This window comes from Hymenobacter mellowenesis (assembly GCF_030581005.1).
Classification (GTDB): Bacteria; Bacteroidota; Bacteroidia; order Cytophagales; family Hymenobacteraceae; genus Hymenobacter; species Hymenobacter mellowenesis.
Genome location: NZ_JAUQSX010000007.1, coordinates 34386 through 46934, shown reverse-complemented (window position 1 = coordinate 46934; position 12549 = coordinate 34386). Strand labels below are relative to the sequence as shown.

Sequence of the window (12549 nt, the reverse complement as noted above, 5' to 3'; positions counted from 1 at the left end):
TAAGGCTAGAAGCCGACAATATAAGCCGTTGGCCATTGCCCAGCACAAGTACCTGCGAGACGCCAGCGGCGTTGTAGGCCCGCATAGGCCCAAATGCCGGGTCCACTTGCGTTTGCGCCCGCAAGGCCGGCGCCCACAGCATCAGGCACAGCAATGCCAGCGGCCATTTTCTGGTTAACAACAGATGTTTGCCCATACTGCAAATCCATAAAGTGAAAGGAGGATACTGTAAAGATGCATTTCAGCAGATGGAGGAACAGGCCCAAACGAATTCAAAAGCAAAAAAGGCCTCTTTCCAATGGAAAGAGGCCTTTTGATGAGCCGCCTGTCGGACTCGAACCAACGACCCTCTGATTACAAGTCAGAAGCTCTACCAACTGAGCTAAGGCGGCGGGTTGGTGTTGCAAAAGTAGCCTACCCAGGCGTTTTTGCCAACGCTGCGAGCCCTTTTATTAAAAAAAAGCGCCCCGATGAACTGCTCATCGGGGCGCTTTGCGTGTAAGCCAAGTGGTTACCGGGCTTAGCTGCGAATCATTTTCAACTGCTTCTTCAGCGCATCAATGCGTTTCTGGCCTTCGGCAATGCGGCCCTGATACTCCTCGCGCAGCTGGCTGGCATTCTTGGAGCGGGCGAAAAAGTCGAGGTTGGTTTGCAGGGTAGAAGCGTCGTTTTCCAGCTCGTTGATTTCCTTGCGGAGCGCCATTTCCTTACGGGCCAACTGCTGCTGGGCCTGCGGACGGGCCTTGAGGCGCGCCACTTCGGTCTGGAACAACAGGGCAGCGCGGTCGTCGTAGCTCAGGCCGGGCACCTGGTCGAGGTATTTGCCGAGGAGCTTGAGCAACTGCTCTTCGCTGGCGTCGCCGGTGCCACGGTTGGGCTGCTCATCGTTAGCATCAAAAGCTGTTGACCACTCGCCCAGAATGGCGCGGAAGCCTTCCAGCGTGCCGGGGTTATCGGCATTCAGGGCGCTCACCTGCTCGGTCACGGTTTCGAGGTGAGCGGTTTGCTCGGCCGAAGCCTGCTGCACTTTCTCCTCGCGCTGACGGAACTCCTGCTTGGGGCGCTCAAACACCGCGTCGCAGGCGGCGCGGAAACGGTGCCAGAGTTTGTCGGCCAGCTTGTCGGGCACGCGGCCCACATCTTTCCATTCCTTCTGCACCCGGATGATGACCTGGCGAGCGGCGTCGTGGTCGGGGTTGTTCTGGGCTTCCTCAGCCTGGTCGATGAGGGCCTGCTTGGCCTTCACGTTGGCCGATTTCTCGTTGTCGAGCGACTTGAAGAAATCGTTCTTGCGGTTGAAGAACGCCTTGTAGGCGGCCCAGTACTGCTTGTTCAGCGCATCGGCTTGGGCGCGGGGCACGAGGCCGGCAGCTTCCCATTCGGCCTTGATTTCCTGCAGCTCGTCGGTTTTCGAGCGCCACAGGTTCACGCGGTCCGTATCGAAGGTGGCGAAGGGCAGCACCCGCTCCAGCAGGGCCTGTTTCACCACGAGGTTGGCTTTCTCCACGGTGGAGCGCTGGTCAGAAAACTCCTTGCGGCGCTGGTGCAGCACGTCGGAAGCGGCGATGAAACGCTGCCACAAGGGCTCGCGCTGGTCGTTCGGCACAGGGCCGATATTTTTCCAGTCGTCGTGCAGCTTGGTCAGCTCATCCAAGGCTTTATTGATGCCGGGGGCATCGGCTAACGCCTCAGCGCGCTTGATGAGGCCTTCCTTGGCCTCCAGGTTACGCCGGCGGTCGAGGTCTTTCATTTGCAGAAACTGGCCCTGCTTGCTGTAGTAAATATCGAGCAGGCCGTGGTAGGTATCCCAAATCGACTGGCTGTCGGTTTGCGGCACAGCGCCGGTGGCTTTCCACTCGGCCTGCAGGGCTTTAAGCTTGGCCGAGCTGTCTTTGGTTTCGGCACCTTCCACGAGGCCGCGCAGCTGGTCGAGCAGGGCTCGCTTCTTGGTGAGGTTGTCGCCACGGCTGGCGTCCTCGGCTTTGGCGTCCTTGGCGCGGTTCTCGCGGAATTCCTGCAGGGCTTTGTTCAGCTCCTGCTGCCCTTCCGGCTGTTGGAATGCGAAGGCTTCGGCGCCCTCGCCGCCAGCGGCAAATTTGTCGCGGGCGGCCGTGCGGGCCAAGCCCACATTGGTTTCGTACTGGCGGGTCAGGTCCTGAATCTGCTTGCGGTTGCGACGCGCGTCGGGGCGGCGAATAAGCTCTACCAAATAGGAAGCCTGGGCCGGCAAGTCGAGGGCCGTGAAATCGGGGGCCGGCGTTTCGGATACGTAGGTTTCCTCGCTTTCCGAAGCTTCCGTTTTGCCGGTCGACTCCTCGCCGGCCTCAATGGCGGCTGCATCGGCCGGGGCAGCATTCAGCGGAGTTTCTTCCGACGTGCTCAGGTGGGCCACACCTTCGGGGGCATTTTCCAGGTCATCGGCCGAACCGACGGACACCGTGGGCACGGTCGGGGCGGCTTCTTCCACCGTGGTGGGCTCGCCTGTGCCGCTGAGGCTGGTTTCGGGGTCGGCGATGGGGGCCGGCGTGGCGCTGGCAATCTGTTCTTCGGCGGGCAGGGCTTCGGGCATGGGGGTTTCGACCACGCTGCTTGCCATATCGGCCCCGTAGTGCGCCACGGCCCGCGCCTGGGGCGCCGACATATCGCGGCCATCCACGGTTACCTCGTCGGGCACGTGCTGGGCGGTTTCTTCAGCCGCTTTGGCTTCGGGCGTGCCGGGCGCGGGGGCGCTGGCGGGGGCCGGAGCGGCGGGGGCTTCGGCCGGCGCCTCGGCGGTGCCGGCACCCTCGGGCTGATTGGCCGGGAGGGCGGGCGTGCCCTGGGCGGGCAGCTCCTGCTGTCCTTCGGCCGGAGCGGGAGCACCGGGGGCGGCAGCCCCGCCCGAACGGCTCTGAATTTCGGCCAGGCGGCGTTGCAAAATGGTCATCCGGTCTTCGGCAGACTCGTTGGCGCCGCCGGCTTGCGGGGCAGTGGGGTTTTCTTCAGCAGCCATAAATCTTCGTAAAAGCCAGCCCAGAGCAGGGCCAGAGGAGCGCGCAAAAAAAGTGGGAATAAAACAACAAAGAAGCCTCGCGGCGCAATCAATTCAAACGGGGGTCGACGGGATAGTTGGCCAATACCTTGAACCGGCCGCCTTTCTCCCGCAAAATGTCGCGCCAGAAAGCATCCGATGCCAAAGTAAACACTTTCCCGGCGCTTGCGGAGTGCCGTATCCAACTCTGGCCCTGCATTTCGCCGGCCAACTGGCCCGCCGACCAGCCCGAATAGCCGGCAAAGAGCCGCACATCATCGCCGGAAACGGCCCCGGTGCTGAGCAATCCAAGGAGCACATCAAAGTCGCCGCCCCAGTACACGTCCTGCCCCAAATCCTGCGCGCCGGGCAAATCGGGCCGGCGGTGCAGGTAGTGCAGGGTGTTGGGCTCGACGGGGCCGCCCACGTAAATGGGCAGCTCGCCGGCCGCGGCGGTGAGCTCCGGCGGCAGGTCGAGCACGTCGCCGAGGGTAAGGTTGGTGGCGCGGTTCAGTACCAAGCCGAAAGTTCCGTCTTCGGGCTCGTCGCGGCACAGCAGCACCACGCTGCGCTCGAAATTGGGGTCGCCCAGAAAGGGCTGGGAAATAAGCAGGGTTCCGGGACGCATGAGCAGATGAATAGCAGTTGAGAAATGGCAGACGCGGGCCGTAGCAGTGGCGGACCACCGCTCCGTGTGCCTTGGCCGGCGGTTGTAACTTGCGCCGCCGGGGCCACCCAGCAGCGGCCCGGCGGGATATAGTTAGACTGTGAGCCGGCCAAATTTGTTCCGCCTGGCCCCAACGACCGGGCGGTTTCCCGCCTTCAAAATTGCTTGATTCATGAACGACTCGCAACTCGCCGATTTACGCAAAACATACTCGCAGCGCACCCTATCGGAAGCCGATGTGCTGCCCGATGCCGTCCGGCAGTTCCGCCAGTGGCTCGACGAAGCGTTGGCCGCCAAGCTGGAGGAACCAACGGCCCTCACGCTCAGCACCGTGAACGAAGCCGGCCAGCCCTCCTCGCGGGTGGTGCTGCTGAAAGGCCTGCCCGACGACGCTGGCTTTTTGTTTTACACCAACTACGACTCGCGCAAGGGGCAGGAACTGGCCGGGCAGCCGCTGGCGGCAATGAACTTTTTCTGGTCCGGGCTGGAACGCCAGGTGCGCGTGGAAGGTCGGGTGGAAAAAGCCCCGGCCGGGATGTCGACCGAGTATTTCCAGAGCCGGCCGCGCGGCAGCCAGCTCGGGGCCTGGGCCTCGCCGCAAAGCCAGGTAATCGGGAGCCGCGAGGAACTGGAGGCCCGCGAACAGGAATTTGCCGAAAAGTTAGCAGCTCAAGACCCGTTGCCGCGGCCCGAAAACTGGGGCGGCTACATCCTGCGCCCGCACCGGGTCGAGTTCTGGCAGGGCCGCCCCAGCCGCCTGCACGACCGCATTGTGTACGAGCGGGATGGCGACAACTGGAAACGCAGCCGCCTGGCACCTTAAGTCATTTCATTTAACAATTAACATTTATCATTTAACAGCTCGACTAGCGGTATTTAGCCGAATTTAGAAGTTGAGGATTTGATATGTGTTAGCTGTTAGTGTGTTAAATGGTAATTGTTAATTGTTAAATGAAACGTTTTGGCTGAAATTCAACCCGTGCGCGGCTGGCGCTACAATCCGACGCTGAGCACTACTATTGATGCGTATGTATCGCCGCTGTTTGATGTAGTATCGGCCAAGCAACGGGAGGCGCTGTATCAGAATCCACTGAATTCGATTCACCTCACCGTGCCGCGCACCGATGCGCCGGCTGCGGCCGGGCTGCTGGCCGAATGGAAAACCACCGGCGTTCTCCGGCAGGATGCCTTGCCCGGCATTTATGCCTATTACCAGTATTTCCGGCTGCCCGGCAGCACGCGCGAGTACTGCCGCAAAGGCTTTATGTGCCACATCCGGGCCTACGACTGGGACGAAAACGTGGTGCTGCGCCATGAAAACACCCTGCCCGCCTCGGTAAATGACCGGGCTGAGCTGCTGGCCCGCACCCAGTTTCAGACCAGCGCCACCCACGGCCTGTACCGCGACGACGATTTTGAGCTGGAAACCTACCTGGACGAGGCCATGCTTTCGCCCCTCTACGAAACCGTGGAGGACTATCAGGGCGCGCGCGACGTGCTGGCCGTGATTCAGGACGCGGCTATTATCCAACGGTTTCAAGCAGTGCTGGCTGGGCGCGAGGTGATTCTGGCCGATGGCCACCACCGCTACGAGGGCTCGCTGGCCTACCGCCAGGCCCGCGAGCTCGCCGCCGACGGTACCGCCACCGGCCGCGAGCCCTGGAACTACCACCTCATGTACCTCACCAACGCCGCTGCCGACGACCTGCGAATTCTGCCCACTCATCGCCTGCTGCTGGAAATGCCCAACGGCGGTACCGTGGCTGATTTGGTGCGGGAGTTGGAACCCTATTTCGTGGTGCAGCCCAAGGAAGACGCCAACGACTTGCCCGACATCATTGCCGGCAAACAATGGGCCTTCGGGCTATACGCCGCTGGCCAGGCCTACAAGCTGCGGCTGCGCCCCGAAGCCCACGCGCTGCTTAACTGGCCCACCACGGATGAGGTGAAGGCGCTGGATTTGACGGTGCTGCATTTTTTTGTTTTCCAGCAGGTGTTGGGCGTGATGGGAGCCGATGCCCAACGGGCCTGGCTGGGCGTGGCCTACGTCCGCAGCCTGCTCGACTGCCTGCAGCGGGTGGACCGCGGCGAGGCGGTGGCCGCATTCATTGTGAACGAGGTGACCATGGCCGAAGTGGAAGCCGTGTGCCACTCCGGCGCCGTGATGCCACCGAAATCGACGTTTTTCTATCCCAAAACCATTGGCGGCTTTCTCTTCACGAGCATTGCCGACGACGAAACGGGCAACCCGTTTGTCGAATTTTTCCAAGCCCCTGCCCTATCCGCGTGAAACTTATTTTAGCTTCCAACTCGCCCCGCCGGCGCCAGCTGCTCACCGATTTGGGCCTGCACTACGAAACCCGTCTGGTGGAAGTGGACGAGGACTTCCCGCCTCACCTCCGCCGCGCCGAAGTAGCAGAATACCTGGCCGCCCACAAGGCCGCCGCCTACATCCCTACCCTCGCCCCTGACGAAGTGGTGCTCACCGCCGACACCATTGTGTGCCTCGACGATGACGTGCTGAACAAGCCCGCCGACGTGGACGAGGCCACCGCCATGCTCACCCGCCTGCAAGGCCGGGCGCACGAGGTATTCACGGGCGTGTGCCTGCGCTGCGGCGACGGGCGCGAAGTGGTGTTTTCGGACCAGACCACGGTGCATTTCCGGGCCCTGTCGGCAGCCGAAATCAGCCATTATATTGAAACCGCTAAGCCGTTTGACAAAGCCGGCGCCTATGGGGCGCAGGACTGGATTGGCATGGTGGGCGTGACGCGCCTGGAAGGCTCTTACTTCAACGTGATGGGCCTGCCGGTGCATCGGGTTTGGGCAGAGCTGGAAAAACTCATCGGCCCACCGTTTGCCTGGAACGGCGCGGCTGGCACCAGAGCCCGCCTGACTTGAGCGACGGAATGACACCTGTTCGGCTTCCTTTTTGGCTGCTGCTGGGGCTGGCGCTCCTGGCGGGCTGCGCCGGCCACGCGGCCCTAGTGCTCGGGACTGTTAGCTGGGCCGAGGCCCGGTCGCTGGACGCTATTTTTCCTTTTTATGGCTGGCGCACCCGGCCATTTTCGGAAGCCGACTTCAGCCACCTGCGCCAGGGATTGGCCCTGGCAGCCGGCCTTTGCGCGGTGGGCACCGCAGCAGTGGTAGCCACCAACCCGGCACGCCAGGAGCTGAGCAGGCTCCGCGCGGAAACCGGCGCGAGCTGGCGCCGGCTGCGGCAGGGCTTGCAAATGACCATTTCTGAGCGCAGATGGGCAATTGGGCTCTTCGCAGCTCTCACGCTGCTGCGGCTGTATTTCAGCCTGACTAATCCTGAATACGACGACGCCGTTTCCTACGAGGTGTTTGTTAACAAGGGCCTCTTTGCCACCAGTGCCTATTACCCGATTCCGAACAACCACGTTTTTTCTAATACTATCAGCTGGCTGTTTTACCAGGTAAGCCCCAATTTTTGGTGGTGCATGCGCCTGCCGGTGCTGCTCATCAGCACGGCGGCCACCGTGGGCTGGTTTGCGGCCCTGAAACCGCGGCTTGGGTTTCGGGCTGCCACCGTTGCCACGGCGGCCTTCGCCTGGCTGCAGCTCAGCCTGTACCACGCCGGCGTGGGCCGCGGGTACTGGCTGATTATTGGGTTGGCCGGGCTAGTTTTTTTCAGCACGCTCCGGCTGGTGGAGGCCACCACCCGGCCCCGTGCCGCCTGGCTGGCGCTGGCTGTGGCGGGCATCGTAGGCTGCTACACCGTGCCCACGTTTGCTTACGTGCTGGCCTCCGCTTTTTCGTGGCTGGCGGTTTGTTTTATCCGCACCGGCAGGTGGTCGCAACTGGTTTGCGCCGGGCTGGTTGGCAGCATAGTTGGCATGGGAGCAGCCTTGCTATATACTCCACTGCTGTTGGTTTCGGGGTTCGATAAGTTTGTTGGCAACGGTTACGTTGCGTCGTTGGCGACAGGCGTATTCTGGCGGGGATTTCCGGCTTACATCTGGCACAATGAGGGGTTTCTGGCGGGGCAGCGCACACTGGGCGCCCTGGTCACGCTTCCCGTGCTGGGGTTGGTTGGGCTGATGTTCTACCAAGTGCGAAGAGACCAATTGCCCGCCGAGCCAGCCAGCCGCCTGCGCCGGGTGGGCGTGCCGGCATTGTGGTTCATGGCCCTGCCTTATGCCGTCATCAGTTTTCAGCACGTTTTTCCGCCCGAACGGGTGATGCTATACAAAGCCTGCTTTTTCTTCATTCTACTCGGCATAGCCGTGGACTGGCTGCTACTGCGCTGGCCGGCTTCGCGGCCTTTGCGCCGGGTGCTGGCCGTGCTGGCCATCGGCTTCGTCGGCTACGAAACTTACTCCGTTATCCGGGTGAACCCTGCGGCGCGCCGCACCAACGGTACCTACTATGCCGCTCTGCGCTGGCTGACCACCCAACCGGCCAGCACTGTGCTCATTCCCGAGCCCACCCATAACCTGTTCTTTCGCTTCTACGCCCATTCGCAGGAGCGGCAGCGCCCGTGGCACTTCGACAATATCCAGCAGGCCAATACGCGCTACCGCTACGTGGTGGCCTTCCCGAATGACCGGGGATTCTTCAAGCCCCGCTTTCCGTTTGCGCCGGCTTATCACAACGATGAGGTCGACATCTACGTGGTTCCGCCCGATTTCCCTCTGCAGGCCAACGCCTGGCGGCACGACTAGCGCCTAGCCCCGCGCCACCAGCGCGATGCCGGCCACAATCAGCACCAGCCCGCCCAATTGCGCTAGCGTGAGCGTTTCGCGCAGCAGCCCCAGCCCCAGCAGAGCCGTGAGCAGCACCGAGCCGCCCACAATGACCGGCGTGCCCACCGACGAGTTCACACCCCGCTGAAACACCACAAACGTCAGAATCTCGGCCAGCCCGACACCCACCCCGGCCAGCGCCGCCAGGGCCAGCCCCCGCGAACTCAGCGGCAACGGCGCCCCCTGCAGCTTCAGGCGCACCAGCCACGCGGCGCCCAGCGCGGCGGCCATCAGCTGCAGCACTACTGCGCCCACCGCCGGCGGCAGGTGGTTGGATGCCAGCTTTATAAATAAGTTGTAAAGCGCCAGACAAAACGCCGTGAGCAGGGCAAGTGGGAGCCAGTTCATGCGCGGCAGGGCTAAACCAGTTGGTAGTTGCGGTACTCGCCCAGGCGGTAGCCGGTGGCTTGCTCCAACCAGTGCTTGAGCCGGTCTTTGAAGCGGTAGCGGTTACGGGCCATGTCGTGGTCGTACTGCCAGTTTTGCTGGCGGATGCGGGCCGTCATCACCGCCGGATGGGTGCCGGCGAAGCGTTGCAGTGAGTCAACCTGACTGTAGTCGAACTCGGCGGCGGGCACCACGTTCTGGGCCACCCAGTCGTCGGAATGCCAGAGCTTGTTGAAGGTTTCCTGCTTGCGCTGCATAGCCGCGGGTGCTTTCACCCAACCATAATGGTGCACGGTGGCGTCGAGGAGTTTCACGCGCAACTTCTGGTTGTCGGCCTTGCGGAAACCCTGCGCGTCGCGATATGAATACACCCCAATGCCGGGCCGCACAATGCGGATTTCGCGCCGGTACCAACGGTAGGAGTCGCCCACATAGTCGTAAGACCCATAGAAATGGCGGTAGTTCAACAGCAGGCCATCCACGGTTTTGTCATCTTTCCACCGCTCCATGCCGGCCTGGATGGCCGGGTAATCGGCCTCGTGCAGCACCTCATCGGCCTGCAGGTAGATGGCCCAGTCGGCATCGGCGGGCACGGCAGCCAGGGCTTTGTCGGTTTCCACGGCCAGCACCCGGCCGCCTTCGCGCAGCGAGTCGTCCCAGGTGGTTTCGATGATGCGGATTTTGGGGGAGTTCAGGCTTTGAACCAAGCCAAGCGTTTCGTCCTCGGAGTTGCCCACGGCCACAACTACTTCATCGCACAGCGGCAACAACGAATTGATGCTTTCAACCGCCGGGTAGTCGTATTTGACTGCGTTGCGGATGAAGGTGAAGCCAACGACTTTCATAATGGAATGTATGGTTAGGCACCAGTTTACTTAGCCGTGTCCCAGGAGTAATAGCGACGCGGGTAACCTTCCGTTTTGTAGCGCTTTTTAGCCAGGTACTGCAGGCCGTAGCCGTACACCAGAAACGTGAGAAGCAGAAAGAAACCCGGCAACAGCACCCGCCACCACGTATGCCCAACCAGCGCAGACCGCAGGCAGACAATGGCCAGAAACAACCACACAGCCAACGCGGCAAAGGCCATGGCCGGCCACAAACCGGTTATCAGACTAACGTAGGTTCCGAGTACCGCCAGCACCAAAGCCAGCGTCACCATTGCTCCGGCAAATAACTTTCTCACCGCAGCTTCTCCTTCAGAATCTCCAGCTCCACGGCCGGCGAAATCCGCTCATACAGAATATTAAAAGCAGCTTCTGTGATAGGCATATTCACTTTCAACTTCTTATTGAGCTCGTGAATGGACTTCACGGCGTAGTAGCCCTCGGCCACCATGTTCATTTCCAGCTGGGCCGATTTCACCGAGTAGCCGCGGCCCACCATGCTGCCGAAGGTTCGGTTGCGCGAGAACTGTGAGTAGGCCGTCACTAGCAAATCGCCGAGGTAGGCCGAGGCCGACAAGTCGCGCGGCTGCGGGTTGATGGCCTGCAGGAAGCGGCGGATTTCCTGCACCGCGTTGCTCACCAGCACGGCCAGAAAGTTGTCGCCGTAGCCCAGGCCGTGGGCGATGCCGCCAGTAAGGGCAATGATGTTTTTCATCACCGCGCAGTACTCAATGCCGTCGAGGTCGGCGGCCGGGTGGGCGCTCACGAAGCGGTTGCGCAGCAGCTCGCAAAACTCCAGTGCCAGCCCCGCATCGGGCGAGCCGATGGTGAGGTAGCTCTGCTTTTCCAGAGCCACCTCCTCGGCGTGGCACGGCCCGGCGATGACGCCGAGCTGGTGGCGGCCCAGCCGGAACCGCTCCGCCACGTAGTCGGTCACGAGCTGGTTTTTGCCCGGAATCATGCCTTTGATGGCCGACACCACGCGCTTGTGCTTGAGCGCGTCGCGGTCGAGCTTGTCGAGTACGGGCTGTACGAAGGCGGCGGGCACGGCCAGCACCAGCCAGTCGGCTTCCTCAATGGCGTCCTCCAAGTCGGTGGTGGGGTACACGCGGTTGAGGTCGAACTGCACGGCCGAGAGGTAGCGCGGGTTGTGGCGGGTGCGCAACAGGTGCTGCACATCGTCCTTCGAGCGCAGCCACCAGTCGACGCGCGCGCCATTTTCGCTGAGAATCTTCGTTAGCGCGGTGGCCCAGGAGCCGCCGCCGAGCATGGCAATTTTTTCCAAGAGAACAGGAATTGGGGTGGGAAGTCAATTGCAAAGAAAGCACGAACGTCCTGCCACGCGGTGCGCAGCAGGACGTTCGGGACATTGCGGCCCGGTGCGACGGGCTTACTTATCGCCGTCGGCGCCTTCTTTCAGCGCCTCCTTGTTCAGGCTTTTTTCGTCCTTGATGTCGACCACTGCTTTGTCCTTAAGCGTCTTGGATACGGCCCGGAACGGTCCGCTCACCACCTGGTCGCCGGCCTGCACACCGCTCAAGATTTCAATGCTCTGAAAGTCACTGATGCCGGTTTTCACGGGCGTCAGCACCGCTTTGCCGTCGCGCACAAGAAACACCACTTCCTGAATTTCGGCCTTAGTTGTGGGCTTTTCCACCACCCGCCCTTTGGTGCGGCCCGCCTCTTCGGCCGTCTTTTCGGCCTTCAGGGCCGACGAATCGGAGCGGGTAGTCACGGCGGCCAGCGGCACGCTCAGCACCCCGTTTTTGCGGTCGGTGATGATGTCCACGGAGGCCGTCATGCCCGGGCGAAACGGCACGATGGTCTGGCCACGCACGGTGCGCACCAGGTGCTTGTAGCTCTCGGGCAGCAGGCGAATGCGGACCTCAAACTCGGTCACGGCTTCGGTGGTGAGAGCGTCTTTGGCGGTGTTGGCTATGTTGGTGACGAGGCCGCGGAACTTCTCATCCTTGCTGCTGTAGGCGTCCACTTCCACTTCCACCGAATCACCGAGGTTCACGTTGTTCACGTCGTTCTCGTTCACGTTCACGCGCACCTCCATGTTGTTGAGGTTGGCAATGCGCATGATTTCGGTGCCGGCCATCTGGGTGGTGCCCACCACACGCTCGCCCTTCTTCACGTTCAGCTTACTCACCGTGCCGCTCACCGGAGCATAAATGGTGGTTTTGTTGAGGTTTTTGCGGGCTTCTTCCAGCGAGGCCGAGGCGGCGCTCACGGTGCTTTGCGAGGCCCGGATTTGCTGGCGGGCGCTATTGATTTCTTCCTGCGAGGCATTGTAAGCAGCTTGGCTGGCCTCGTAGTCGGCCTGCGAAATCACCTTCTGCTTATAGAGGGAGGCGTTCCGGCGGTACGTCAGCTCGGTTTGCTTGGCCGAGGCCAGCAGCTGCTGCAGGCGCGCCTGGGCTTGGCCCACGTTGGCGCGCTGGGTGCCCACCTGGGCGCTCTGCATGTTCACCTGCGCCTGGTAGTTGTCGGGCCGGATGCGGAGCAGCAACTGGCCTTTGCGCACCGAGTCGCCTTCCTGCACATACAGCTCCGTGATTTCGCCGGATACGTCCGGCGAGATTTTCACCTCAGTTTCGGGCTGCACCTTGCCCGAGGCACTCACTTTTTCCACAATGTTGGCCGGGCCGGCTTTCGACACCAGCACTTCCACGCCGGCGGCTTTGCCCACCCAGCCTTTTTTCTTGGCCACGGTGTAGCCCACAATGAGCACCAGCACCAGGGCAATCAGAATATAGAGTAAACGGTTGTTTTTCATGAGTTTCATTTAACATTTATCAATTAACATTTAACAGCCGCTCTGCATGC

Annotated in this window: 12 protein-coding genes and 1 tRNA gene; 4 read left to right on the top strand and 9 right to left on the bottom strand. The window is 61.7% G+C overall.

Features of this window, described 5'->3' with window-relative positions; genetic code table 11:
- Positions 1–5: 5 nt before the first annotated feature.
- The 4 genes from Q5H92_RS14115 to Q5H92_RS14100 form a co-directional block, all read right to left on the bottom strand.
- Positions 6–266: a hypothetical protein gene (locus Q5H92_RS14115; RefSeq protein ID WP_305012181.1), complete on the bottom strand. Its 261-nt coding sequence runs from the start codon at positions 264–266 to the stop codon at positions 6–8.
- Positions 267–319: 53 nt separating this feature from the next.
- Positions 320–392: transfer RNA gene (locus Q5H92_RS14110), tRNA-Thr, on the bottom strand.
- Positions 393–520: 128 nt separating this feature from the next.
- Positions 521–2992, bottom strand: a complete 2472-nt coding sequence (locus Q5H92_RS14105) for a DUF349 domain-containing protein (RefSeq protein ID WP_305012180.1) — start codon at positions 2990–2992, stop codon at positions 521–523.
- 88 nt (positions 2993–3080) lie between these two features.
- Positions 3081–3638, bottom strand: coding sequence for a YqgE/AlgH family protein (locus tag Q5H92_RS14100; protein WP_305012179.1), 558 nt, complete (start codon positions 3636–3638; stop codon positions 3081–3083).
- 211 nt (positions 3639–3849) lie between these two features.
- Between Q5H92_RS14100 and pdxH the strand changes: the two genes are divergently transcribed.
- From pdxH to Q5H92_RS14080, 4 genes are all read left to right on the top strand, one after another.
- Positions 3850–4500 (top strand): pyridoxamine 5'-phosphate oxidase, encoded by a 651-nt coding sequence (gene pdxH, locus Q5H92_RS14095; RefSeq protein ID WP_305012178.1) that lies wholly within the window; start codon positions 3850–3852, stop codon positions 4498–4500.
- A gap of 138 nt (positions 4501–4638) precedes the next feature.
- The gene (locus Q5H92_RS14090; protein WP_305012177.1) at positions 4639–5967 is read left to right on the top strand and encodes a DUF1015 domain-containing protein; all 1329 of its coding nucleotides are present in this window, start codon (positions 4639–4641) and stop codon (positions 5965–5967) included.
- A complete protein-coding gene (locus tag Q5H92_RS14085; protein WP_305012176.1) occupies positions 5964–6578 on the top strand; it encodes a Maf family protein in 615 nt (204 codons plus the stop codon). Before Q5H92_RS14090 ends, Q5H92_RS14085 begins: the two co-directional genes overlap by 4 nt.
- 8 nt (positions 6579–6586) lie before the next feature.
- Positions 6587–8365, top strand: coding sequence for a hypothetical protein (locus tag Q5H92_RS14080; RefSeq protein WP_305012175.1), 1779 nt, complete (start codon positions 6587–6589; stop codon positions 8363–8365).
- 3 nt (positions 8366–8368) lie between these two features.
- On the opposite strand, the gene Q5H92_RS14075 is transcribed toward Q5H92_RS14080, so the two are convergent.
- The 5 genes from Q5H92_RS14075 to Q5H92_RS14055 all read right to left on the bottom strand — a co-directional run bounded on the left by Q5H92_RS14075 (position 8369) and on the right by Q5H92_RS14055 (position 12499).
- Entirely contained in the window at positions 8369–8794 is a 426-nt protein-coding gene (locus tag Q5H92_RS14075) for an EamA family transporter (RefSeq protein WP_305012174.1), read from the bottom strand.
- A gap of 11 nt (positions 8795–8805) precedes the next feature.
- Entirely contained in the window at positions 8806–9678 is an 873-nt protein-coding gene (locus Q5H92_RS14070; protein ID WP_305012173.1) for a glycosyltransferase family protein, read from the bottom strand.
- Between the two features lie 26 nt (positions 9679–9704).
- On the bottom strand, positions 9705–9992 hold the full coding sequence (locus tag Q5H92_RS14065; protein WP_305012172.1) for a hypothetical protein: 288 nt from the start codon (positions 9990–9992) through the stop codon (positions 9705–9707).
- A 20-nt stretch (positions 9993–10012) separates the two neighbouring features.
- A complete protein-coding gene (locus Q5H92_RS14060; protein WP_305012171.1) occupies positions 10013–11002 on the bottom strand; it encodes an NAD(P)H-dependent glycerol-3-phosphate dehydrogenase in 990 nt (329 codons plus the stop codon).
- Between the two features lie 105 nt (positions 11003–11107).
- Positions 11108–12499 (bottom strand): efflux RND transporter periplasmic adaptor subunit, encoded by a 1392-nt coding sequence (locus Q5H92_RS14055; RefSeq protein WP_369811146.1) that lies wholly within the window; start codon positions 12497–12499, stop codon positions 11108–11110.
- Between the last annotated feature and the right edge of the window lie 50 nt (positions 12500–12549).